Genomic DNA, 22,870 nt, shown 5'->3' with positions numbered 1-22,870 from the left:
GGGATACCGGCGCGTGGGCCGGACCGAGAAAGTCTTAACGTTTCCCTAGCGTGCCTGTACCGCCCGGGCTTCCCTGCCAGGGGCGCCTGATCTCTACTGTTCCCGGCGCCCGGAGTGGGCTATTTTGGGGATAAGGGAGAGTGCCCGGTGGCCGGTTAGTTGCCGACGGATGCGTCCGGCCTCGCCATCGAGTAAGGAAGCCCGCCGTGGCCTACAACGTGGCCCAAAAGCTCATCGCATCCCACCTGGTCGCCGGAGAGATGACGCCCGGGTCTGAGATTGGTTTGCATATCGATCAGACCCTCACCCAGGACGCGACCGGGACGCTGGTCATGCTTGAACTGGAGGCCCTCGGTCTCGACCAGGCACAAACAGAAGTGTCCGTGCAGTACGTGGACCACAACCTGTTGCAGGCCGACAGCAGGAATGCGGAGGACCATGATTTTCTCCGCTCGGCCTGCCGCCGGTTTGGCCTGTGGTTCTCGAAGGCCGGAAACGGAGTCTCCCACCCGACTCATATGCAGCGGTTCGGCGTCCCGGGCAAAACCATGGTCGGCTCCGACAGCCATACCCCGGCCGCAGGTTCACTGGGGATGCTGGCAATCGGGGTCGGCGGGACCGAGGTAGCCCTGGCAATCGCGGGGGAGCCGCTCTACCTGAAGATGCCGGAGATCTGGGGCGTGAGGCTTACCGGCAAGCTGCCACCGTGGACCAGCGCCAAAGACGTCATTCTCGAAATGCTGCGCCGGCACGGCGTGAAGGGCGGCAGAGACCGGATCATCGAGTACTACGGTCCCGGCCTCGCCACGCTGAGTGCGATGGACCGGCACGTGATTGCCAATATGGGCGCCGAACTCGGTGCGACGAGCACGGTCTTCCCGGCCGACGACCAGGTCCGGGCCTTCCTGCGCTCCGAACAGCGCGAGGGCGACTTCACCGAACTCCTCGCCGATTCCGATGCCACCTACGACGTGACCGAAGAGGTCGACCTCGCCACGATCGAGCCGCTCATCGCCCTGCCCAGCTCGCCCGGCAACGTCGTTCCGGTGCGGGAGGTCGCAGGCAGGGCAGTGGCGCAGGTGGTGATTGGGTCCTCAGCGAACCCGGGCCTGCGCGACTTCGCAATGGTCGCCGCAATCACGAAGGGGCGGCAGTGCCACCCCGGACTGTCTTTCGACGTCAATCCGAGTTCCCGACAGGTCCTGCAGGACCTCACCAAGATGGGGGCCACGTTTGATCTGATCAGCGCCGGAGCCCGGCTGCATCAGACCGGATGCATGGGCTGTATCGGTATGGGCCAGGCCCCCGCGAACGGAAGCAACAGCCTGCGCACGATGCCCCGCAACTTTCCCGGCCGTTCAGGCACGAAGGAGGATTCGGTCTACCTGTGCTCACCGGAGACGRCCGCCGCGGCCGCACTCACCGGAGTTGTCACCGATCCGCGGGACCTGACAGAGCTCTTCGACCTCGAATATCCCGAGATCGAACTTCCCGGGGTGTCGAGCGTGAACCTGTCAATGCTGGAGAGTCCGTTGGCGCCGGAGGAAGCCGGCAAAGTGGAACTGGTCAAGGGCGACAACATCTCCTCGCTTCCGGTCTTCGGTCCCCTCGCCGACCGTATCGAGGCGCCAGTCGCCTTGGTTGTGGGCAACGATGTCTCGACGGATGAGATTCTGCCGGCCGGAGCGCGCGTTCTGCCCTACCGCAGCAACATCCCCAAACTCGCCGAATTCACCTTCGACCAGGTCGACCCCACCTACGCCGCCCGCGCCGCACGAACCCGCGACTCGACAGGCCACATCCTGGTCGGCGGCACCAACTACGGCCAGGGATCCTCACGGGAACATGCAGCGATCACTCCGCGCTTCCTCGGGCTGCGTGCAGTGGTGGCCGTCTCGTTCGCGCGGATCCACTGGCAGAACTTGGCCAATTTCGGCGTCCTCGCACTCGAGTTCACGAATCCCGCCGATCACGACCGTATCGAACAAGGCGATGTGCTCCTGCTGACAGGCATACATGACGCCCTCGTCACAGGCACGGAGATCCTGGTCCAGAACGAGACCCGCGGCGAGGTCTACCCTGTGCGGCACAGCCTCTCCAATCGTCAGGTGGACATGCTCCTGGCCGGTGGCCTCATCCCCTGGCTGCGTGAACGGAGAGCGCGGGACGCCGCGGCCCGGCCTAGCGCGTGAGTGCCCGGCTGCCATCGCTGCGAACGGCGGCAGGAGCTGCCCTCCGGGGTATCCGGGCCGGTTGAAGCTCCTCAGGGGAGTTGCCTTTTAAGAACCCCGCTGGCTAGGGAGCACTGTGCTCGCTGGCCGTGACTTCATCCTGCGGCCGCGCGTTACGGGCCGGTGGTGAAGCTCCAACGAGTGGTCTGGAGGGGATTGCCGCCAGCGTCGAGGATGCCGCCATACAAACCGTTGGTCAGCGTGGCGGTGTACTTGGTGTTGGCGGCCAGCGTATCGTTCGGGTTCAGCGTGGCTACCCGCGTAACGGCGTTGTAGGAGAACGCCTCAACCGGGATCATGGCGTTCGTGGTGGCGTTGCGCAAGTCGAAGTGGTTACCGGTACTGGTGCCGGCGACGGCTTCGCTGAAGGTTGCCGTGATATTCGCAGTTCGGGCGAGCTTCGATCCGTCCGCAGGTGCGGGCTGAAGGGGATTGATTCCCCGTGTGCGCACAGGCATGCCCCTGACGCAGACGTTCAGCCCGTCGAGTTGCACAGGACGCTACGGGCGGAGACTTGGAGAAATCTTGGGCCCGACATCGGGCCAGACGGTACCAGCCCGTACCAGGGGTGTCCGGTATTCCGGGTGGCGGGGTGCTGTGGCCTCGCCCGCCCGCCGGGTGGATGATGATGGTGACGTGATGAAGCATGGGAGCTCAATTGTGGGACCGACTGCTGCTGACGAGGATGGGTGATCCGCGGTGAGCGGATGGCCGCGGCCGGACGAGCCTTCCGGCGACATCACCCTCGTACTCGATCAGCGCAGCACCCTCGATCCGAAGGCTGACCTCCGCGATGGGTTGTCTGCCGTCGCCCGCCAGGGGCCCCACCTTTGGGTCGCCAATGATGAGACGACCAGTCTCGAGCGGCTCACGCTGGAGGACGGTGACCAGGCTCGCGCCCATCGCAGCTTCGATCTCACCCAGGTCCTTGAGCTGCCTGGAGACAAGGGCGAGTTGGACATCGAAGGACTCGATGTCGAGCGTGACACGCTGTGGCTGGTCGGATCGCACAGTTCGGCCCGCAAACAGGTCAAGAACAACTCCACCCCCGCGGAGGCGCAGAGATCCCTGGCGACGGTGGAGGTCAGCCAGCGCCGTCGGGTGTTGGCCCGGCTTTCGACTAAGACCCTGCTAGATCCCGATGAGGTTCTCCTCGATCCGGGTGGCAGCCCGATGGGTCAGCAGCAGCGCCCCGCCGTGCTGGGCCTCGGCCGGGGCGCGGACTTGGTGGATCTCCTGGCCGATGACCCACACCTTGGAAGCTTCATCCAGTCCTCGAAGACCGGTCGCCCGATCCCGGGCAAGGACAACGGCATTGACTGCGAGGGCCTCGCCGTAGCGGGCGACCGGGTGTTCATCGGTCTGCGCGGGCCGGTGCTGCGCGGGTGGGCGATGATCATAGAGCTCCAGGTTGGTGACGGGGCCGGCCTGGAGCCGCAGCCGATCGGTCCCGGGAATCGTCGCTACCGCAAGCACTTCCTTCGCCTGCATGGCTTGGGCGTGCGGGATCTGTGCCGTCACGGGGAGGACCTGCTCGTGTTGGCGGGACCCACCATGGAGCTCGACGGGCGCGCGGCCGTGTTTCGCTGGCGGGACGCGCTGACGTCGCAGGCCGAGGCTGTCCTGCCGAAGGACGACTTGCAGTGCGAATTTGACGTGCCGTTCGGTGAGGGCGAGGACCATGCCGAGGGGATCGCCGTTCTCGACGACGGCAGGTCGGCGTTGGTGTTGTATGGGTCGCCGGCCGGAAAGCGCAAGACAGGACGCCATGGGATCAAGGCCGATATCTTCCGGCTCAGCAAGTAGGGACCAGCGCCGCCACGGTGCCGCGGGGTTGAGGGCCTTCCTATTGCCCGCTGCCCACTTCTACTCCCGGCCCACTGTTCCGAGCCAGGCCTGCAGGAGAGGAACGACGACGTCGCTGTGCATCGCGCTCAGGTGATCGAGTGCGGGGAGTACTTGCACGTCCCACCCGGCCTCGATGAGCTCGCGCTCGTGGGCAGCAAGAGGTTCGCCGATTCGCACCGTCACGTCTCCCCAGCGCGGTCCGTAAACGATTTGATCGGCGGAGCCGGCGAACGCAAGCCGCGGCAGATCCGGCGCCACGCCAACAGTTGAATCGTCGAAGTCTTGGAGCGCTTCGTAGAGCGTGAGGAACTGGCGGGTTTGTGCTTCGTTGGTCTGTATTGTGGCGGCATCCCAGTCGCCGGGTTCCACTGGGAGGTTCACCGCCGGGGGATGTTCCGAGGATCTGGCAGCCGCCGCGTGGGCCGCCTGCGTCACCGCCAGCATGCTTTTGTAAGGGCCTTCGAGCGGTGGGAATCCGCCCATGATGAGCGCCCAGAGTCGATTTGTGCGGATCGCCAACTGCAAACCGCACAGGGCCAGCCAGGAGTAACCGTAGTATCCGAAGGTTTCGGCGTGTGCCGCATCAGCGATAGCCAGGAAATCGGCGGCGACGTTCTCCGGGGTGAGGGTATCCGGCGCAGGGTGCGCCATCCGGTGCCCCTCGTAGTCGGCCGCGATTACCCGATAAGACTGCGAGAGAGCCGACACAAGGTTCGGCCCGAGTTCAGGGTCCGCGCCCCACTCGAGCATTGTCTGGGCTTCCGACGCGGAACGCGGCCTCAAATCCGCAGGGATGAGCAGCGCACGGCCGTCGCCGCTCACCAGGATGGGTATTGCCGTGCCGTCGTGCAAAAGGGCCTCAGCCATGTGGGCCACAGGGATCCTCCTCATTGGTACTGCACCGGTGGACAAAGTCTGCCACCGCGAACCCCAAGGGAAGGACTTTCATGACGCTGTATCAGCCTGAACCGGTCGAAATCTCAACGAGGATGCGGCCGGGGGAGTGGACCGAGGAAAGCCTGATTGCCCTGGAGGCGTCCTATCGCGAACAGCTGTTGCGCATGGGGGCTGCCGCCTCCGAGATCGACGTCGTGATTGACCGCGACGACGGCGGCGGGGTCAGCGTGGTGGCGTCCTGGCTGAAGCCGGACGTCGCGCAGGAGCTGACGGAAGTGGTGGACGATACCGGTCTCGTGGCCATGGACCCGGACGCCGGGTCACTGCGGTCACCGGCCCGCGACGAGTCCGAGCCCCGATAACCTTCTGGGCGTGTTGGAGGCTCCTGTAGGGTGGTGATTCCCAAGCAACTCTTCCATCAGAGTGGAGCTTCCATGGCACTCCAGATTTCCGGCGCAGTCGATAAGAAATTGTTCGGACTCTACCTTTCGGACCACCTCGCGGGGGCCACAGCGGGGCAGGGCCGCATAGAGCGCATGGCGCGCGCCTTCACGGACACTCCCTTCCACACCGAACTTGCGGCGCTCGCCACCCAGATCCGGGAAGAGCGGGAGTATGTACGCGGACTGGTGGGGGATTTTGGCTTGCCGCGGCGAACTCCGCGGCGGGCGGCGGCGTGGGTCGCCGAGCGTGCCGGCCGACTCAAGCTCAACGGGCGCGTAGTGAGCCGCTCGCCGACGACGCTGGTGCTGGAGTCCGAGCTCATGCGGTCGGCGGTCATGGGAAAACTGGGGCTGTGGCAGACGCTGCACGACCTCTCCGGCGATCTGGGACTGGACGGGGCCAGGTTCGACGGACTGGCCACGAAGGCACGCGAACAGATCGCGACCCTGGACCGGGTCCATGAGTACGCCCGCCGTCGGTCGTTCTACACGAACCAGGGCAGCTGAGCAGGCCGGGCCGCTTCGGCTCGATCGTTCGCGTTATGCCCCCAGCCTGATTTGCTCTGGCGCGTGCCGGCAGGGGAGACGAGAATGGGCTCGTGCTCCCTCCTCGCCCCGGCGGGGACGGCGATGTGATGAACGCCGCCGCCCGAAAGATTCAGCGCATCTATCTGACGTTGACGCTGGGCAATACCCTTGCGGCCTCGTTCATCTGGGGGATCAACACCCTCTTCCTGCTGGATGCCGGACTCAGCAACCTCGAGGCCTTTGCCGCGAACGCCTTCTTCACGGCCGGCATGGTGCTGTTCGAGGTGCCCACCGGGGTGGTTGCCGACGGTTGGGGGCGCCGCGTATCGTTCCTGCTCGGAACCGTGACCCTGGCCGTCTCGACCTACTTCTACTACCTGCTGTGGCAGTTTTCCGCCCCGTTCTGGTGGTGGGCGGTGGTCTCGGTCCTGCTCGGCCTGGGCTTCACCTTCTTCTCTGGAGCGGTCGAGGCCTGGCTCGTCGATGCGTTGCGCTTCTCGGGGTATGAAGGCGGGATGGAGGCCGTGCTCGGGCGGGGCCAGATGGTGTCCGGCGTCGCGATGCTCGCCGGCTCTGTGGCCGGCGGCGTGATCGCGCAGGCCACCAATCTGGGCGTGCCGTTTCTGCTGCGCGTGGGCGTGCTGCTGGCCATGTTCGCGGTGGCCTTTGCGCTCATGCACGACGTCGGATTCACCCCCGAACGCTCGACCCATCCTCTTCAGGCAACCCGAGCTGTGCTCGCCGCCTCGATCGAGAACGGCCTGAAGAATCCGCCCGTACGGTACGTGATGCTGGCCGCGCCGTTCAGCGCCGGCGTCGGGATCTATGTGTTTTACGCCCTGCAGCCATACTTGCTCAATCTGTTCGGGGATCCTCACGCGTATTCCGTCGCAGGCCTGGCGGCGGCCATCGTGGCCGGAGCGCAGGTGGTTGGCGGCTGGATGGCGCCCCGCGTCCGGCGCCTCGTCCGCAGACGCACCACCGTGCTGATCCTGAGCAGCATCCTGGGTGCTGTGATCCTGGCGGTGCTCGGGTTCACCCAGGTGTTCTGGGTGGCCCTGGTGCTGTTGGCGCTCTGGGCGCTGGTAGCGTCGGCGGGCATCCCGGTGCGGCAGGCGTACTTGAACGACATGATCGCCTCAAAGCAGCGGGCAACAGTGCTCAGCTTCGATTCGCTCATGGGCTCAAGCGGTGGCGTGGTGGTGCAGCCGCTGCTCGGTCGTGCGGCAGATGTGTACGGCTACCCGGCCTCGCTGGCGATCGGCGGCGCGATCGAGTTGATCGCAGTGCCCTTCCTGCTGGCGAGCCGCCGGCAGCGCAACCAGGCCGATCAGGCCAACGCCCCGACCAGTTCGACGAACACCGGATCCCAGCCAGCGTAGGACGCTTTCCGGTATAACACTTCGGCTGGGCGCCTTACTTGGTGAGGCCTTCCGGGCCTACAGTTGGGCGTGTAGAACCGTCGACAGGAGCGCCTCAGTGATTACCCTGCAGATCGAACACCAGGTCCGGGATTTTGCCATGTGGCGGCGGGCTTTTGACAGTGATCCGCTGGACCGCGCCGCGTCGGGCGTGCGGTCATACCGGATCTCGCGCCCGATTGACCAGCAAGACTATGTGATGCTCGAGATGGATTTCGATACGCAGGCGGCTGCAGTGGACTTCCTGGGCCGGCTGCAGAACGACACGTGGAAAACTGGTGTGACAGCTCCGGCGCTGGTTGGTGAGCCATCGACCAGAATCATCGAAACGGTCGCCATCGAGAACGTGGGCGCCCCCTAAGCGCGTCCTTCGTTGAATGGTCTGCTCCGGCGAGGCCATTACCTGTGGGCGCCTGGCAGCCCGGGTGGAGTGGCAAGGTGCTGTTCGCGGTCCCAGAGGTACCGCAACAGGGCGGTTTCCGGGTCCCAGGGATGCTCTTTGAGGTGACTTCGCAGAAGGACCCGGTGTTCCTCCAGTTCCGGCCCGGCGCTGTTGAGGAGGCTGTCGACGATTTCGAGCACCTGCAGCCGCAGGGACGTGCCTGCGTACGCATCGGACGCGGTTCCGGAGGACGACGCCGGTGGCGCCACACCGTGTCCTTCAGAGTCAGCATGCCTGGCACCGAGGTCCCGGGAAGCGGCCGGCCTGGCGGCCGCCTCCCGGGGTCCGGCGGCAGGATGGTTACTGGACACGGACGGCAAAGCCGGTTGCGGTGCCGCCCAGTGGGGACTCAACGCTCACGCTCTGACCGGCCCGGCCGACAACAGTCGAAGTAACTCGTAGGGCGAACGATCCCGTGGCGTCCACGACGGCCGTACCCAGGACGGTTCCGTCCAATCCGCCGAGGTGTACCGTTACCGCCTGGCCGGCCGGGATGGAGCTTGTGCCGTCCACCCGCCATTCGCGCTTGCTGGCCGTGTAGCGGGCGGAGGTAACCGCCACCGTGTCCGCCCGCGGGGTGACCGTCACCTGGGCGTCGCTTGAGGATCCGTCAGGGCTTCCTACCGTCAGCTTGAAGGTCAGCGCGCCTGAACTCGCAGGGAACTTGTAGAGCGGGAACGTAAACGAGGGACGGGCGGAAGTGTCACCGGCGAGGGTGGCCCTGGGATCGCCCGGGCCCACAACCTGTGTCCAGGAATAGGTAGCCGCACCGGTAGAACCGCTGCCGTCCAAGGTGACCTTGGTTCCGCGTTGCACGCCTTGTTGGTTTGGTCCGGCGTTCGCCGCCGCCGGGACGGAGGCCGTGACCGTCACGGTGACAGTTGCCGTGCTGGGCCCGCCCGGCCCGTTGACCGTGAGGGAAAAGACGTAGTCTCCCGGCGCGGGTGCCGTGAAGCTGGGCCGGGCCGCGTTGGGATCGCTCAGGACAATTCCGGTCGGGCTGGTCCACGAGTATGTGGACACCGGACCGCTGGAGGCGGACCCGTCCAGGTCGACCTTCTGACCTTCGTGGACCGTTTGGTCGGCGCCGGCCTGGGCCGCCACTGGAATCGGAGTGCGGGCGCTGCCCGTCACCTCGACGGGCAACACCACTTCGCCCTTGCCGTCGGACCGAACGGTCACAGAAACTGGGGGAGCCGCGAGGGGGCCCGAGGCCAGGGAACCCGATGCGAGCTCGCCGAACCCGAGGGCGGTCAAGGTCCGCCCGCCCGCTGTATCGCTGGACACGGCTTCGATCGACAGAACAGCGCTGTCGGTGTTGAAGGTGGCCTTGCCGCTGACCCTGTCAACCACGTCGATCTTCTTCGCCGACGCCGGAACGTCGCTCAAGTTCGTGACAGTGACCGTGGCCGGTGGCTGGGGTCCGTCAAAAGCGATCCTGGCGAAGTACTTGCCGCCGGATCCCTCCAGCGCCGTCGGGCTGAAGACCGCGCCGGAAGCGGACGAGTCAGAGAGCTGAATTGATTGGGGTCCGGATTCGCTGGATGCGAAGACATCCACCGTCCCTGAGTTGAGCGATGACCGGGAATACGTCGCCCGCTCCGGGGCCACACCGCTGTTGGTCGCGAGCTTTCCCTGCACCGTGAAAAGGTCGGTTTCTACGCAGTCCGCCACCGGTCCCGGAACCGAAGGGCATGCATCCGTGGTTCCCGGATTGATGCCAGGACCCTCGATGCGGAAGATATTGGACCCGTACGGGCTGCCCGTGATCTTGTGGGGGGGTGGTGCCATCGCCGACGTACGTGGCCTTGCCGTTGGCATCGGGCTTGAGGGCGGGATCGGTCGGGTAGGTATCCCAGGTCAGGAACGGTCCGATCCTTCCACCCAGGGCGCCCGAGAAGTCTCCCTTTCCGCCGATGCCGATGTCCTCAGTGTCGAAGACGATGCCCGGCTTCGACGTCCGGACGGTCTTGGTCCCCGCCGGCGTGGTGAACTTGTAGTCAACCCCGTCCCTGACATTCGTGATTTTCAGCCGAAGCCGGGCAAAGGTGACCTGGTCGCCGTCGGCAACCGGCCCACTGCCGAATGCCTGCTCGAGCGCAATCACGGCGAGCGCTTTTCCACCGCCTGCTGTGTCCATCGTGCCGGTGGTCAGCGAGTAGAAACCCTCATCCGGGTAGTTGTCCGGGAAGGACACCGGCGCGGTTTCATCGGGCAGCGCACCGCGGGCCGGGCACAGCGGATCGGCCTGCGCGATGCACTTCTCCAGTCTGAGACCGGTATGGTCGCGATACCAGACCGGGTAGCCGTCCGTCGCATCCACGGGGCCGGCCTCCGCGAGTCCGGGCCCGTTGACTCCGGGAGGGCCGACGGCGGCCGAGGCCAGGCCAGCCAAAGAGACGACCGCGAAAATCGCCATAAGGAACGCAAGTATTCGTTTCATCACGACATCCATCCTGTGCTTTTTCGCCCCTCCGCCCTGGCGGGAGGAACAGGGTGCGCCGGCCGGCGCACTTGTGAGCGTCACGGTATGGATCKGGACTTGTAACAATCCTGTGATGAGGCGAACCTGCTGCCGCGGGCCGGTGCCCGGACGCCGCGGGTTCCAAGGGTTTCCCTAGGGCACTCCGGGGAAGCTAGTCCACATGTCAAAGGTAGCCACGCTTCAGCGCGCGAAAATCTTCGTTCCGGTAGTCCTGCTCGTCCTTGTAGGGGCCCTTGTTGCCAGCGTCGTCACCGCTGCTCCGCGAAAACCGCCCTCCCCGTTGGGCGCCTCAGCAGGCATCACTGGGGGACTGGCGCGGATCAACGGCGTCGTGCCGGTCGAGAGCGGCGGAGGGCTGCCTACGGCCGCCTCCGCCGCGCTCGCCGATCCACCCTCCGAGGGGCTTCACCGGGTTTGCCTGCTCGTGGAGCTGACGGCGCTGGAAGCAGGCGGCCTCTCCTATGATCCCGCTGACTACTCCGTGTCAGGCCTCGGAACCGGGACGAGGAAAGCGATCTGGTTTTCTCCCGGCCCCGCGAACGTCCCCCAAGGGCAAAGCCTCACCGCCACGCTTGTGTTCGAGCTTCCGGACCGGGCCATCGATCTGATGCTGGAGCTGCCGGGCGGGCCGGGGCTGTCTTTGGGGGCGGCGCACCACCGGGGACGCGGCTGACTACCTGTCGCAGATTGGCCGTAATGCCCGGAAAGATGAGTAGCGGATACTCGTGCCGAGGTTGRCTCGATGGAAAAAACTGGGGAACATTAATTCCGTCCGAAATGCAGGTCTGCCATGCTCCCCACCCCGACCCAAGAGAGTGCCGGTCCATCAACCACGGGGGACGTGTTGCCACAGTGCGTCCTCGAAGTCCGACTTCTCGGTCCACTGCGAATCCGGCGCGGCGCCGAAGTCATCGATGCCGGCGAGCTTGGCGGCCCCAAGCCCCGGCAAGTCCTTGAAATACTCTTGCTCAATCTCGGCACGCCCATATCAAAGGACCGCCTCATCGACGTGCTGTGGTCCGGGCGGCCACCGGCAGAGGCGCTGCCGACGCTGGAAAGCCACGTCAGCGTCCTTCGGCGACGTGTGCAGCCCGGCCAGGGCAAGTCCGGTCCGCTGCGGACCGTCACGGGCGGCTATGTCATGGATCCCGCCCTCGTAGACCTGGACGTCGGCCGCTTTAATGACTTACTTCGCCGGGCCTCGAGGTGCGAGCCCGGCGATGCCCTGGAGCTCCTGCAGGAAGCACTGGGCATGGCATCCGCGCCGTTGCTGGGGGATGAGCTGACGGCACCCTGGGCCGAGGAAGAACGGGACAACCATGAGCACCGGGTCTGCAGGGCCCGGGCGCAGGCCGCCGAATTGGCGCTGTCGCTGCATCAGCCCGAGCGCGCGGTCCACTGGGCAAGGGAGACCCTGGAAAGTGATCTTCTCAGCGAGAGCGCCTGGTCCTCCCTGGTCCTGGGGCTGGAGGAATCAGGGCAGCCGCTCGAAGCGCTGAAGGCCTTTGAACAATGCAGGCGCACACTGCACCAGGAAATGGGGTGCACCCCGGGCGATACCCTGCGTGCCGCGCACACGCGCCTCCTGCGGCTGACCGGCGGAGCCGTAATACCGGCTGCCGCAGCTCCCGCGGGCCAGGCATCCGCCGCGGGCACCCCCGCCGGCGAAGCAGGAGCCGGCGAGGCCACCCTGCGGATCCTGACCATCGATGACCACAAGACTTTCACCGAACTGCTGACGGGCGCGCTGGACCGGGAACCGGACCTTCGCAGCGTTGGCTCCGCGGCTTCCGTGGCCAGCGGCGTACAGATGTGCCGCGAACTGGAGCCCGACGTCGTTGTCATGGACTATCACTTGCCGGACGGCGATGGGCTGTCGGCCGCGGCCGACATCCTGGAACACCGCCCGGATACCCGCATCATCATGCTGACAGGCGATCCGTCCCAGGATGTCCTGCGGCAGGCGGCGGGCATCGGAATATGCGGGTTCCTGCCCAAGGACGGCTCGTTGGCCACGATGCTCGACACTCTCCGGCACGCCCGGGCAGGAAACATGGTGGTGCATCCCTCGTTGGTGGCGCAGATCGGAGCCCCGCCCGCTGTGAGCGCCGGGTTCCCTCCTGGACCACCCCTCAGCCCCCGCGAGCTGGACGTTCTGCGTTTGATGTCCGAGGGGCATGAGGTGCGGATGGTCGCCAACAGCCTGGGCATCTCGATCCGCGCCTGCCGCGGCCACGTCAAAACCATCTTTTCCAAACTGGGCTCGCACACCCAAAGTGAAGCCATGGCTGAGGCTGAAGTCCGGGGCATCCTGCGCGTGAAGTCCGATGTCCAGGCCTTCTGAACCTGAGGATGGCACTAAGCCGGATCACCTTCGGGGAACAGCTGAACGCTTCCTGGTCCGGGCCGCCGTGGCGAAATTCCTGCTGATGGGCTTTCTTGCGTTGCTGATTGTGGCGACTCCGGTTGCATTTTGGATCCGGGCCGAGGCGGAGCGGCACGCCCTGGACAATGCCCTTCTCCTCACCCAACGCGTGGCGGACCTTGCCATTAGACCGCTCGTGAACCAGGACCTGCTCGCCAGGGACAGATCCGCGCTGGACGCACTGGACAAGGCCTTGCAGCCATGGCGAAACGACGCCTCGGTGCTGCGAATCAAGGTGTGGGACAGCAGTGGCCGAGTCGTGTATTCGGACATTCGTTCGCTCGTGGGACAACGCTTCGACTTGCCCGACTGGGGCCGGGACCTCTTGGCCGGGGGGCCGGGGACGGCTTCCCTGGAAAGCCAGCAGGAACTGGAGAATGAGTACGAGCTGGCCTCGGGAGAACTCGTGGAGGTCTACGTCAGTTCCTCGGCCACCGACGGTACACCACTGATCTTTGAGGCCTACTACGACGACGACCCGGTGCGTGACGAGCAACAAGCAGTCCTGTACAGCATGATCCCGCCCCTGCTGCTCGCCCTGGCGGCACTGCAGCTYGCCCAACTGCCCCCCGCCATCCGGCTGGCCCGCGGCATCCAGGACCATCAGGTATCCCGGAACCGGTTGCTTAAGCGCGCTGTTGAGGCCTCCGACCTCGAGCGGCGCAGGATCGCCCGGGACCTGCACGATGAAGTGATCCAGGACCTCTCCGGGCTGGGCTATGCCCTTGAATCAGAAGAGCTCCACGGCCCACTCGAGCAGCGGCCGGTCCTTGGCGGAGCCCGGACAATACTGCAACAGAGCGTCCGCGCCCTGCGGGCCATGACGCAGGAGCTGTATCCGCCCGATCTTGAACAACTGGGGCTGCGGACATCTCTGGAACGGCTCGTGGAGCCGCATCAGGAACGCGGCCTCACGGTGCATCTGCTGATCCCGGACGACGTCCCGCTTGGCCGTGGTTCGTCCGCGCTGTTATACCGCGTGGCCCGGGAAGCACTCTCCAACAGCGCAAAACACTCCGGTGCAACCACTGTGGTGCTCTCGCTGCGGACAGACCAACACGGCGCCGAAATAAGCATTTCGGACAACGGCAAGGGCTTCGACACCTCACATGGGTCCGCCGAGGGCCATCTTGGCCTGCGGATACTCCAGGACACCATCCGTGAAGCGGGCGGAGCATTGGAAATTCTCAGCGTCCCAGGCGCAGGAACCACCGTGACAGCGCGGCTGCAACCGCGTCTTGCGGCGGCCCGCTGACTCGCACGCACGTTCACAGGCTTCTCCCAAGGTCGCGGAATCGGTCTCAGGCTATCTCCAAGCAGGTTCCTGCAAAGTCTGGTAGACGAACACGAAGGAGACCGGCCATGTCCATTTCACGTCGTCAGGTTTTGTTGATCGGGGGCCTGGGTATTCTCGGAGCCGGTGGCGCCATGTTGCCAACCGGTTCGGTCGAAGCCAAGTCGGCCAGCCGCATAAGTTCCAGCGACATGCCGAAACCATTCCAGACGGCATTTGTCCAGGCACCGGTACTTCAGCCCTACGCCTCGGGTACAGACTCCGCGGACGGCCTGCCCGTCAACTATTACAAACTGACCCAGAAAGCCGCTAAGGCCAACATTCTGCCCCGGCTGAGCACTCCCATCCTGGGTTACAACGGCTCGTTCCCTGGACCGACGATCAGCCTGGATCAGGGCACCAAAGCCGTACTGAGGATTCGGAACCAGCTGCCGGCCGAGCATGCGCTGGACGGACACGCCCTGTCCACGTCCACCCATTTGCATGGTTCTGCTTCGAAGCCGCAATTCGACGGTTACGCCAGCGACATCACGCACCCGGGATTCTACAAGGACTACCACTACCCCAACTTCCAGCCGGCACGCACCCTCTGGTACCACGACCACGGCGTCCACTTCACGGCCCTGAATGCCTATTCGGGGCTCGCCGCGCAGTACCACTTACACGATCCCGTGGAACGGCAGCTCCTCCCGCAGGGCAACTTCGACATCGCGCTGACGGTCAGCGATGCCATGTTCGCCGCGGACGGTTCCCTGGGCTATGACGACAACAGCCACTCTGGGCTGTGGGGGGACGTGATCCTCGTCAACGGCAGGCCCTGGCCGGTCATGAAGGTGCAGAAACGTGTCTACCGATTCCGGATCCTCAACGCTTCCATCTCGCGCTCCTTGCGGCCCACGCTCAGCACCGGTGATCCGGTCGTGGTGGTGGCTACCGACGGCGGCCTGGTCCCTGTGGCCAAGACCGTGGGCAACTGGCGCCATGGTGGAGCGGAACGGTACGAGATCCTCGTCGACTTCCGGAAATACAAGGCGGGGCAACGGATTGAACTCCGCAACCTGTCCAATAAGAACAACGTGGACTACGACTTCACCAACAAGATCATGGCCTTCGACGTCACGGACGAGCCGGTGGACACCTCGGACCCCACGTGGAACCGGATCCCGACCACCCTCGCCACCAGCGAGGCCATGTCGCTACAGCCAGGGCAATCCGTGAAGACACGCAAGTTCCGGGTCAAACGGAACGACTCCACCAACATGTGGACCATCAATGACGACAGCTGGCAGGACGTCATCGCCAGCGGCTACAAGAAGGTCATCGCCGATCCCGACCTCAACTCCGTGGAAATCTGGGAGATCGAGAATAGGTCCGGCGGCTGGTTCCATCCCCTCCACATCCACCTCGTGGACTTCCAGATCCTCAGCCGCAACGGGGCGCCGCCCCTGGCCCACGAGCGCGGCCCAAAGGACGTGGTGTACGTGGGGGAGGACGAGACTGTCCGGCTCCTGATGAAGTTCACGCCGCACCGGGGCCTTTATATGATGCACTGCCACAACCTGCCGCATGAGGACCACGACATGATGGTCCAGTTCCGGGTGGGCCTGACGGAAAGCGACTGGGACGCGGACGATCCCATGACGGCGGCGAAGGCTGCCTGGGACGATGAGCGGGATTGAACGCGGTGGAACAGGCCGGCCTTGGCAGCCGCTCGCGGCGCAGGCTCCTGGTAGCTGCTTTGATCCCCGTCCTGGCTGTCCTTGCTGTCCGCACCTGGCTGGTGGAACCCGTGGCAGTCTCCTCGGACAGCATGGCCCCCACGATTCCCCCGGGCGCCGTCGTGTTCGTGTACAAGCCGGCGGCAGCTGCGGGCCTGATCCGCAATGGCGTCGTCGTCGCCTTTGCCAGCCCCGTCGATGGCCGGACGGTGATCAAGCGCGTGATTGCGGGAGAGGGGCAAAGGGTAGCCATCCGGGATTCGGAACTGTTCGTCGATGAAGTTCCCGTCGTCGAGCCATTCATCGATCACAGCCGAATAGACGGCACATACTTCGGGCCCGAGACGGTACCTGCCGGAAGTGTCTTCGTCCTGGGGGACAACCGCGGCGTGTCAATAGATTCCAGGGACTTCGGAGCAGTGCCGATAGCGGCGATCCAAGGCACCTTGCTGACCGGGCAAAAGTAGCTGGCCGGCCAAAAGTCGACGCGTCCCGGACTGCGGCGGTGACGCCCGCTGCCGCGCGTGATCCGCTTCCGCTGCAGTCATGCGTTTCGCTGCTGTCCCTGCTGCCCCTGAACGGGGTCCTGGGCGCTCCGCGCAGACACCGTGAGGGTAGCAACACGCTCCAGCCCGGGATGCTGGTGATCGCCGCCGTCCACGACGCCGGTCTCCCACCATAGTTTCAGCCCTTCCGGTACCACCTCCAAGTGGGCCAGGTTGTTTTGGAACCACGGACCCCTGACGCCGGACCAGTGAAACGGCGGGTCCGGTACCTTTGCCGAGCGCGCAACCAAGGCGCCCACCGGCGTGGCCAGACCGTAGGACATGATGGCCGCGAAGGACCTCATCAGTCGGGGCAGCGGGTTGCGGATGGGGGAGCAGACCGCCTGCAGGATCCGGCTGCCCGAGGCACGGTCCACTTCCGCAACGTAGGAGTAGTGGACGTCCCCGGAAAGGAACGTGATGGTTTCCGGTGCCGGGCCGCGTTTGCCATCGGCCACCTCGCTCGCCATGGCCGCCATTTCCCGGAAGCTGTTTTGGAATGCGCCCCAGTGTTCAAGGTCCAGCACCTGGCGCACCTTCTCGCCGGCCCGGGCAGCACGTTTTCCCCACGCACCTTCAGAGACGGCCTCATTCCACGACTCGACGTAGTGCAGGCCCATCGGCAACAGGAAAGGCAGGGACGTCGCCACGAGCACGTGGCGGAAACCGCCACGCATCCGGGCATCGACCCAGGCCATTTCCGGCGAGTCAACCAGCGCCCGGTCGTCCGGCGTCAGGTCCCGGGCTGCGCGGGAGTCAACCACGATCAGCCGGGTGTCCCCGAAATCGCGGCAGTAACTCCACCGGTAGGATTTCGGGTCCCGATCAGCCCGCTCCGCGAAGCTGTCAAGCTCTGCGCCAACGTCGATCTCATCCTCGCTTGCGTGCCGGACAATCCTCTGCCAGACAGCATCGTCCGCCCGTTCCTGCGGCGACAGGTTCCCCAGATGCTGATAAACCCAGTACGAGGCCAGCCCCGCGACTATGCGCTCATGCCACCATGAGGTCGCTTCCATTTTCTTCTTCCAGCTCAGCGAGGTATTCCAGTCGTCGCGGATGTCGTGGTCATCGAAGATCATGGCGCTGGGCAGGGTGGACAGCAGCCACCTGTTCGCGGGGTCGGACCAGGCTAGAAAGTAAAGGTGGGCGTACTCCTCGTAGTCCTTGAGCTCTTCGCCGGGGGGTGCCTTAATGTCCCGTCGGGCGCGGATGAACTCCTGCATCTGCTCGCTGGTCAAATCGGCGTACACCTGGTCTCCGAGGAAGGCCACCAGATCCGGCCACGGCAGGTCACCCCCGGAGGCCATCCTCAGTGCGTAGGCGCGCAGTGAGTCCACGCCGTGGGTCCGGTTGCCGGAGGCATCGTGCGGCACGCTGGTCCTGCAGGAGCCGTAGGCCAACCGCAGCGGCTTGCCGGTGGTCAGCGTGGCGATCATGGACGGCGGGAACCCGGACGAGGGATCGGGCCAGACCTGTGTTCCGTTGACATCGAGGGCGTAAGGCGTGACCGTACCGGGTTCCAGACCGTCTAATTCCACCAGGGCGTAGTGGTGACCGTGAACTGCGAACGTACGCGCGGCCCAGTCCCTGCCGCCGGCACGGATGGAAACCCGGGCAGCAGAATGGGTCTCCACCCAGACACTCGCCGACGTCTCATCCACGTACCGCACCATAGGGCCGAGCACCAACGGGGAGGTTGTCATGAATCAGTTGTACCCGCTCCGGCCGGATGCGGCCATGGCGTCAGGGATTAGACGGCTGGATTGCCCCTAACGTGGTTCCTTGCGTCCTTGTCCTTCGGCAGGGCCACTGTCGGATTCGTTTCTGTCTGTCTCGTTAAGGCTCAGGGCCAGTTGGTCGTGAAGCCTGTTGATCTGGGCCGTGAGGAGGGCAAACTCCTCGCTCCTGGAGGGTTCGGCYGCCTTCTTTCGCGCAGCGGTTGCGGCGGTCACACTCTCTATCAGCCAGGACGACACTGACGCAGTGACCATGCTCAGGACTGCAAACCCGCCGACCATCAGAGCCGCCGCCGCCCACCTGCCAAGAACGGTGACGGGGAAATAGTCCCCGTAGCCGACCGTCGTGATGGTGACAATGGCCCACCACAAGGATTCACCCATCGTGGTGATATTTGCGTTCGGGGCGTCCTTTTCGAAACTGAGAACGCTCAGCGCCACCGTATAGACGAGCAGGAGGGCGGACGCAATGACATAGGCCATGACGCGCGTTCTGATGGCAGTGCCCGGGGCCCGTTCCATGACCTGGCGCAGCGTGAATGGGCGCAGGAGCCGCAGCGGCCTCGCAACCGGAAGTACCACCATGAGCAGGTCCATGGGATGGCGGACGAACCACCGGCCCCGCTGGGGCGCCAGGAGCAATTTGATGAGATAGTCGACGCCAAAAGCGGCCCACGTCGACCAGATGACAAGCATCAGAACTTCGGCGTAGGGGGAGGGCGGGTCCACTATGACCAGGATGGAGTAGGCCGCCAGGAAAGCAAAGGCCGCGCCGACCAGGGGCCATTCGGAATGCTTTTGCCATGTCTGTTGCGTCATGGCTGAATCGTAGGACTTTGTTCCCCGGATGTCCTCAGGTAATTGCCGCCAGTCCTGTGCCCTCTGCGGCCCACTCACCCTCTTCAAGGGTGCCCCGGGCGGCCGACGGAACAAGGCCTGCCGCCAGCCAGAGCCCGCGCAGCAAGGACAACAGCGATGACAAGTGAGTGGGGCAGCGGTACATTGGGGTTCTGAGGTGGCGGACCGCGCTGGGACGGCAGACCACGGCAGGCCAATTTGGCAGAACCTGCGGAGGCTGAGAGCCATGGCGGAAGATCAGGGCAAGCGCGCGACCGGACGCGGCAATACTCACCAGGACCAGGCGCATCGCCACTTCATCCCCAGCAGGCTGGGCACAGCGGAGCAGAACGCCCTGCAGCGAATTGAGGACTTCAATGATCCGCGCCAGGAATGGCGGCGCCTGTTTTCGGAGCTGTACGGCACATTCCTGCTCGTGATTGTCGCGGCCGGCGGCGGAATGATGAGCCAGGCCTTCCCCGGAGTCATCAGCCGCACCGCTGCCGTGGTGGCCCCCGGCCTGATGGTGATGGCGATCATCCTGTTCATGGGCAAGGTCTCGGGTGCGCATCTGAACCCCGCTGTCAGCATCGCGTTCGCGCTCCGCGGCGACTTCCCGTGGCGCCGGGTCCCTGGCTACATCGTCGTTCAGCTCATCGGCGCGACGCTGGCCTGTCTGCTCCTGCAGGCCGTGATCGGAGTATCCGCGACCTACGGTTCGAACTACCCGGCGCAAGGCTATCCGGCGACCGCCGCGTTTTGGATGGAGGCGCTGCTCACGATGGTGCTGGTCAGCGTCATCCTGGGGACTGCCTCCGGAGCACAGAATATCGGGATTCTCGGGGCGTTTGGCGTCGGCGGGTACATTGCGTTGGCCGGCCTGTGGGGCAGTCCCATCTCCGGCACGTCGATGAATCCGGCGCGAACGTTCGGGCCTGATCTCGCGAGTGGCAACTTCAACGACTATTGGGTGTATGTCGCCGGGCCACTGGTCGGCGCAGCGGCTGCCGTCGGAATCGCCTTCATCCTGCGCGGCCCGGGCGGCGGGCGCTCAGGCTCAGGAGCTGCGCAGGGCGCTCTATTCACCGCAGCCGCCGAGGAAGAGAAGCCGTAGCGCCTGCTAGGACCTCCGGCAAGGCCTAGGTTGGCGACAACGCAATTCGCAGCCGAGTAGATTGTCAGAGTGAAAGAACAGTATTTGGCGACGGCGTATCCGCAACTGCGGCTCGACAGCCATGCCCTCGAGAACAATATCCGGGTCATGGCGCAGTGGTGCCGGGAACGGGGCGTGGAACTTGCCCCGCATGTAAAGACCACGATGTCGGCGCCGATCATCGAGCGGCAGCTGGCCGCTGGCGCGGTCGGCGTTACCGTCGCCACCGTGGATCAAGTCGCCTCAGCCCTGGCTTGGGGACATGACCACATTCTCGTCGCCAATGAGATCGTCGACAGGTTCGGAATGGTGCGTGTCCGCACGTGGCTGGAGGAAGACGCCGGCCGGGAAATCCGGTGTTTTGTCGATTCGGCAGCCGGGGTCGAGGCGGCGGCGGAAGTCTTCGACGGCGGCGCGGTCGACCTTGAGGTGCTGATCGATGTCGGCACACCCGGCGGGCGCACGGGAGTGCGCAGCCTGGACGAGGGTCTGGTACTGGCTGAGCTGGTCCGGGCCACGCCGGGGCTGAGGCTGGTGGGTGTTGCCGGTTACGAAGGAGTCGTGCCCAACAGCAGGGCGGAGGATAAGGTCACAGCCGTTGACCGACACTGCCGACTGGTGCGGGACGTGTATCTGGAAGCGGCGAAGTTCTTTGAGGCCGCCACTCCCATCTATTCAATGGGTGGGTCCGCGTTCCCGGACCGCGTCGTTGAGTTCCTTCCCGCCGGCGGCCAGGTGCCCGGAACACGGATTATTCTGCGCTCAGGTTGCTACGTCACCCACGATCACGGCACCTATGCCGCGGTCAGCCCCGTTCCGGGGCTCATCCCGGCGATTTCCGTTCGCGCCGTCGTCCTGTCCACCCCCGAAGAGGGGATGGCTGTTGTCGGTGCCGGCAAACGGGATCTTCCCTACGACGCCGGACTGCCAACCTTCCTCTCGGCCCGGACGGCCGACGGTATCGAAAAGAAAGGCGCAGCCGCAGGGGTGCGAAATCTCTACGACCATCACGCAGTCCTTACCGGAGTCACCGGACTCGATGTCACCGATACCGTGGATTTCGGCCTATCCCATCCCTGCTCTGCGTTCGACCGCTGGCCCGAATACGTCCTCACCGACCGTGACGGTCACGACCTTGAGGTGTGGCACACAGACTTCCGCCGATCGTCCCTGGCGACAGTCCCTGGCGCCGACTGATTCTGGCCCGTCACTCCTTCAGGCCCTTAAGCCTTGAGCTGCCGGGTCAGCACTTCGAATTCCTCGACGCCCAGGATCTGCATGTGCTGTTCCGCGCTGGTCTCGGCGCGGATTTTGCCGGCAGCCTGCTCGCTGCCGGCAAGGGCGTCCGCGTCCTCCCACAGCGTGATGGACAGTGACTTGTTGTCTTTCCCAAGCAAGTAATAGATGCCCAGGCATCCCGGCAGCTGGAGCACCCGGTTGACGGTGTCATCGGTGGGGGCCCCGGAGCTGTCCGGGCCGGGCTGATACGTGCTGACACGAGCGAACATGACTGTCCTCCTAGATCCAGGTCCGACGGTTGGAGTCCCTGCCGCCCGAGCCGATGAACCGGGGAGCTGGATCCTTGGGATATCGCGCCCTGGTGGCCGGCGGCCTGGTCTCCTCCCACCAGTAAGGACCCGTCAGCCTGGATGCACAAGGCTGGAATTGGCGTCCCCGCGCAGCTCTGGGCCTACAGGCAGGAAACGCGCGGAGAAGCGAAAGGCCGCTTCGAACCCGTCTAATGCATGCGGCAGGGTTCCGGCGGCAGCCGCGGCGCCGTGGCCGATTCGCTCACGAGGACGCCGACGGCGGAAGGGCCTGGGCGCCGTCGTCAGCGGAGTCCGCTATGGAAACGGACGCGTGACGCGGAATAGGTCCGGCGCTGCGGTAATCCCCGTAGCGCCGGATCTATTGCGTGTCGCCGGTCCGAAAACGTAGCGAAAACAGCGGAACCCAGGGCAATGAGAGTGTGTTCCGTGCGGCGGCCAGCCCGCGCCCGGCTCAGGAAGCGGGCCCGGCCGGAGCGTCGGAGTGCGGGCATCCTGCCCGTGCACGCGCGTGCTCGACGTCGGCGGCGCTTTGAAGTTGCCCGCGGGCCCGCAGTCCGGCCACGACACCGTCAACGTCGGCGTCGGGCCGGTTCTGGCTGAGCTTGTGCTTGGCCTCGATCCGGGTGATGAGGAGTTCGACGCCGACGATCGCGCGCAGCTGCCCGGCAATGTAGCGCTCGGGGGCATCGTCGACAGTCCACGGCCGCTCGGAACCGGCTTCATTGTGATCGCTGAGCCGCCGCACATGGCTGGCGAGCCAGGCCGGGTCGTCGTGGATGACGAGGTTGCCGTACACGTGCGCGGTGGAATAGTTCCAAGTCGGCACCACTCGTCCGTGCACTGCCTTGGACGCGTACCACGACGGCGAAATGTAGGCGTCGGCACCCTGGATGATGGCGAGCGATTCGCCGGCGGCAGGTTCGGACCACTGGGGATTGTTGCGGGCAAGGTGCCCGTGCAAGGCACCATGTTCACCGGACGTCGGGTCGAAGACAAAAGGCTGGGCCGCTTGGGAGATTTCGGACAGCGGATTAGTGGTTTTCTCTACGCTGCCGCGGGCGGCTGCTGGTAACTGTAGTGGATCTCGTTGGGGTAGCGGTAATCCAGGGCGGAGTGCCGGCGCCGGCTGTTGTAGAAGCCCTCGATGTAGCGGATGACATCCCGCCTGGCCTGGGCCTTGGTGGCGTAGACAGTGCGGTACACGCGCTCGTTCTTCAGCGCCGAGAAGAACGTCTCCGCGGCGGCGTTGTCCCAGCACACCCCGGTGCGGCCCATCGAGGAACGCATGCCCAGGCCCGCCACGAGGGCCCGGAAGGA

Annotated in this window: 23 protein-coding genes and 1 pseudogene; 14 read left to right on the top strand and 10 right to left on the bottom strand. The window is 65.2% G+C overall.

Annotated features, from left to right (window positions below; genetic code table 11):
- Nucleotides 1–206 precede the first annotated feature (206 nt).
- Nucleotides 207–2,192 (top strand): aconitate hydratase, encoded by a 1,986-nt coding sequence (locus AC1DR1_RS16440; RefSeq protein WP_476992905.1) that lies wholly within the window; start codon nucleotides 207–209, stop codon nucleotides 2,190–2,192.
- 152 nt (nucleotides 2,193–2,344) lie between these two features.
- On the opposite strand, the gene AC1DR1_RS16435 is transcribed toward AC1DR1_RS16440, so the two are convergent.
- Entirely contained in the window at nucleotides 2,345–2,683 is a 339-nt protein-coding gene (locus tag AC1DR1_RS16435) for an Ig-like domain-containing domain (RefSeq protein WP_229995301.1), read from the bottom strand.
- Between the two features lie 247 nt (nucleotides 2,684–2,930).
- Here AC1DR1_RS16435 and AC1DR1_RS16430 point away from each other — a divergent pair, with 247 nt between their 5' ends.
- Entirely contained in the window at nucleotides 2,931–4,037 is a 1,107-nt protein-coding gene (locus AC1DR1_RS16430; protein ID WP_229995300.1) for a DUF3616 domain-containing protein, read from the top strand.
- Between the two features lie 60 nt (nucleotides 4,038–4,097).
- On the opposite strand, the gene AC1DR1_RS16425 is transcribed toward AC1DR1_RS16430, so the two are convergent.
- Entirely contained in the window at nucleotides 4,098–4,946 is an 849-nt protein-coding gene (locus AC1DR1_RS16425) for an alpha/beta fold hydrolase (RefSeq protein WP_229995299.1), read from the bottom strand.
- 80 nt (nucleotides 4,947–5,026) lie between these two features.
- Between AC1DR1_RS16425 and AC1DR1_RS16420 the strand changes: the two genes are divergently transcribed.
- From AC1DR1_RS16420 to AC1DR1_RS16405, 4 genes are all read left to right on the top strand, one after another.
- Nucleotides 5,027–5,338 (top strand): hypothetical protein, encoded by a 312-nt coding sequence (locus AC1DR1_RS16420; RefSeq protein WP_229995298.1) that lies wholly within the window; start codon nucleotides 5,027–5,029, stop codon nucleotides 5,336–5,338.
- Nucleotides 5,339–5,410: 72 nt separating this feature from the next.
- Nucleotides 5,411–5,926: a hypothetical protein gene (locus AC1DR1_RS16415; protein WP_476992904.1), complete on the top strand. Its 516-nt coding sequence runs from the start codon at nucleotides 5,411–5,413 to the stop codon at nucleotides 5,924–5,926.
- Between the two features lie 128 nt (nucleotides 5,927–6,054).
- A complete protein-coding gene (locus AC1DR1_RS16410) occupies nucleotides 6,055–7,329 on the top strand; it encodes an MFS transporter (RefSeq protein ID WP_229995309.1) in 1,275 nt (424 codons plus the stop codon).
- Between the two features lie 97 nt (nucleotides 7,330–7,426).
- A complete protein-coding gene (locus AC1DR1_RS16405; protein ID WP_229995296.1) occupies nucleotides 7,427–7,729 on the top strand; it encodes a hypothetical protein in 303 nt (100 codons plus the stop codon).
- A gap of 38 nt (nucleotides 7,730–7,767) precedes the next feature.
- On the opposite strand, the gene AC1DR1_RS16400 is transcribed toward AC1DR1_RS16405, so the two are convergent.
- Together AC1DR1_RS16400 and AC1DR1_RS16395 are read right to left on the bottom strand one after the other, a co-directional pair.
- A complete protein-coding gene (locus AC1DR1_RS16400) occupies nucleotides 7,768–8,019 on the bottom strand; it encodes a hypothetical protein (RefSeq protein ID WP_476992903.1) in 252 nt (83 codons plus the stop codon).
- 91 nt (nucleotides 8,020–8,110) lie between these two features.
- Nucleotides 8,111–9,163 (bottom strand): PKD domain-containing protein, encoded by a 1,053-nt coding sequence (locus tag AC1DR1_RS16395; protein ID WP_476992902.1) that lies wholly within the window; start codon nucleotides 9,161–9,163, stop codon nucleotides 8,111–8,113.
- Here AC1DR1_RS16395 and AC1DR1_RS16390 point away from each other — a divergent pair.
- Nucleotides 9,141–9,329 carry a hypothetical protein gene (locus AC1DR1_RS16390; RefSeq protein ID WP_476992901.1) on the top strand — a complete coding sequence of 63 codons (189 nt, stop codon included), beginning with the start codon at nucleotides 9,141–9,143 and terminating at the stop codon, nucleotides 9,327–9,329. The genes AC1DR1_RS16395 and AC1DR1_RS16390 overlap by 23 nt on opposite strands.
- On the opposite strand, the gene AC1DR1_RS16385 is transcribed toward AC1DR1_RS16390, so the two are convergent.
- Nucleotides 9,318–10,253, bottom strand: coding sequence for a hypothetical protein (locus tag AC1DR1_RS16385; RefSeq protein ID WP_476992900.1), 936 nt, complete (start codon nucleotides 10,251–10,253; stop codon nucleotides 9,318–9,320). The genes AC1DR1_RS16390 and AC1DR1_RS16385 overlap by 12 nt on opposite strands.
- A 202-nt stretch (nucleotides 10,254–10,455) precedes the next feature.
- Between AC1DR1_RS16385 and AC1DR1_RS16380 the strand changes: the two genes are divergently transcribed.
- The 5 genes from AC1DR1_RS16380 (at nucleotide 10,456) to lepB (ending at nucleotide 16,199) form a co-directional block, all read left to right on the top strand.
- Complete coding sequence (locus AC1DR1_RS16380; RefSeq protein WP_364742863.1) at nucleotides 10,456–10,968, top strand: hypothetical protein; 513 nt, start codon at nucleotides 10,456–10,458, stop codon at nucleotides 10,966–10,968.
- A 117-nt stretch (nucleotides 10,969–11,085) separates the two neighbouring features.
- Entirely contained in the window at nucleotides 11,086–12,639 is a 1,554-nt protein-coding gene (locus tag AC1DR1_RS16375) for a response regulator (RefSeq protein ID WP_476992899.1), read from the top strand.
- Nucleotides 12,623–13,975, top strand: coding sequence for a sensor histidine kinase (locus AC1DR1_RS16370; RefSeq protein ID WP_476992898.1), 1,353 nt, complete (start codon nucleotides 12,623–12,625; stop codon nucleotides 13,973–13,975). Before AC1DR1_RS16375 ends, AC1DR1_RS16370 begins: the two co-directional genes overlap by 17 nt.
- 230 nt (nucleotides 13,976–14,205) lie before the next feature.
- Nucleotides 14,206–15,693 (top strand): multicopper oxidase family protein, encoded by a 1,488-nt coding sequence (locus AC1DR1_RS16365; RefSeq protein WP_364742872.1) that lies wholly within the window; start codon nucleotides 14,206–14,208, stop codon nucleotides 15,691–15,693.
- Nucleotides 15,694–15,698: 5 nt separating this feature from the next.
- A complete protein-coding gene (gene lepB, locus AC1DR1_RS16360) occupies nucleotides 15,699–16,199 on the top strand; it encodes a signal peptidase I (protein WP_229995308.1) in 501 nt (166 codons plus the stop codon).
- Between the two features lie 77 nt (nucleotides 16,200–16,276).
- Here lepB and AC1DR1_RS16355 read toward each other — a convergent pair whose 3' ends face one another.
- Entirely contained in the window at nucleotides 16,277–17,980 is a 1,704-nt protein-coding gene (locus tag AC1DR1_RS16355) for an alkaline phosphatase D family protein (RefSeq protein ID WP_364742875.1), read from the bottom strand.
- A gap of 66 nt (nucleotides 17,981–18,046) precedes the next feature.
- Nucleotides 18,047–18,832: a potassium channel family protein gene (locus AC1DR1_RS16350; RefSeq protein WP_229995294.1), complete on the bottom strand. Its 786-nt coding sequence runs from the start codon at nucleotides 18,830–18,832 to the stop codon at nucleotides 18,047–18,049.
- A gap of 265 nt (nucleotides 18,833–19,097) precedes the next feature.
- On the opposite strand from AC1DR1_RS16350, the gene AC1DR1_RS16345 reads away from it, so the two are divergent.
- Together AC1DR1_RS16345 and AC1DR1_RS16340 are read left to right on the top strand one after the other, a co-directional pair.
- A complete protein-coding gene (locus tag AC1DR1_RS16345) occupies nucleotides 19,098–19,964 on the top strand; it encodes an MIP/aquaporin family protein (protein WP_229995293.1) in 867 nt (288 codons plus the stop codon).
- A 69-nt stretch (nucleotides 19,965–20,033) separates the two neighbouring features.
- On the top strand, nucleotides 20,034–21,200 hold the full coding sequence (locus AC1DR1_RS16340) for an alanine racemase (protein ID WP_364742879.1): 1,167 nt from the start codon (nucleotides 20,034–20,036) through the stop codon (nucleotides 21,198–21,200).
- Nucleotides 21,201–21,226: 26 nt separating this feature from the next.
- On the opposite strand, the gene AC1DR1_RS16335 is transcribed toward AC1DR1_RS16340, so the two are convergent.
- From AC1DR1_RS16335 to AC1DR1_RS16325, 3 genes and pseudogenes are all read right to left on the bottom strand, one after another.
- Entirely contained in the window at nucleotides 21,227–21,511 is a 285-nt protein-coding gene (locus tag AC1DR1_RS16335) for a hypothetical protein (RefSeq protein ID WP_229995291.1), read from the bottom strand.
- 493 nt (nucleotides 21,512–22,004) lie between these two features.
- Nucleotides 22,005–22,640, bottom strand: a pseudogene (locus tag AC1DR1_RS16330) (FMN-binding negative transcriptional regulator); the annotation flags it as partial.
- On the bottom strand, nucleotides 22,598–22,870 hold a 273-nt coding region (locus AC1DR1_RS16325), incomplete at its 5' end, for an integrase core domain-containing protein (protein WP_476992897.1). The gene AC1DR1_RS16325 and the pseudogene AC1DR1_RS16330, both read right to left, overlap by 43 nt.

It is taken from the genome of Arthrobacter sp. P4_F10 (genome assembly GCF_056401435.1).
The sequence above is the reverse complement of the archived record's forward strand: the minus strand, read 5'-3'. Positions and strand labels throughout refer to the sequence as shown.

What these genes read in the sequence shown, in the direction of transcription:
- AC1DR1_RS16425 (WP_229995299.1), bottom strand. Translation starts at nt 4,946, where the DNA reads ATGGCTGAGGCCCTTTTGCACGACGGCACGGCAATACCCATCCTGGTG.
- AC1DR1_RS16420 (WP_229995298.1), top strand. Translation starts at nt 5,027, where the DNA reads ATGACGCTGTATCAGCCTGAACCGGTCGAAATCTCAACGAGGATGCGG.
- AC1DR1_RS16415 (WP_476992904.1), top strand. Translation starts at nt 5,411, where the DNA reads ATGGCACTCCAGATTTCCGGCGCAGTCGATAAGAAATTGTTCGGACTC.
- AC1DR1_RS16410 (WP_229995309.1), top strand. Translation starts at nt 6,055, where the DNA reads ATGAACGCCGCCGCCCGAAAGATTCAGCGCATCTATCTGACGTTGACG.
- AC1DR1_RS16385 (WP_476992900.1), bottom strand. Translation starts at nt 10,253, where the DNA reads ATGAAACGAATACTTGCGTTCCTTATGGCGATTTTCGCGGTCGTCTCT.
- AC1DR1_RS16380 (WP_364742863.1), top strand. Translation starts at nt 10,456, where the DNA reads ATGTCAAAGGTAGCCACGCTTCAGCGCGCGAAAATCTTCGTTCCGGTA.
- AC1DR1_RS16375 (WP_476992899.1), top strand. Translation starts at nt 11,086, where the DNA reads ATGCTCCCCACCCCGACCCAAGAGAGTGCCGGTCCATCAACCACGGGG.
- AC1DR1_RS16365 (WP_364742872.1), top strand. Translation starts at nt 14,206, where the DNA reads ATGCCGAAACCATTCCAGACGGCATTTGTCCAGGCACCGGTACTTCAG.
- AC1DR1_RS16355 (WP_364742875.1), bottom strand. Translation starts at nt 17,980, where the DNA reads ATGACAACCTCCCCGTTGGTGCTCGGCCCTATGGTGCGGTACGTGGAT.
- AC1DR1_RS16345 (WP_229995293.1), top strand. Translation starts at nt 19,098, where the DNA reads ATGGCGGAAGATCAGGGCAAGCGCGCGACCGGACGCGGCAATACTCAC.
- AC1DR1_RS16335 (WP_229995291.1), bottom strand. Translation starts at nt 21,511, where the DNA reads ATGTTCGCTCGTGTCAGCACGTATCAGCCCGGCCCGGACAGCTCCGGG.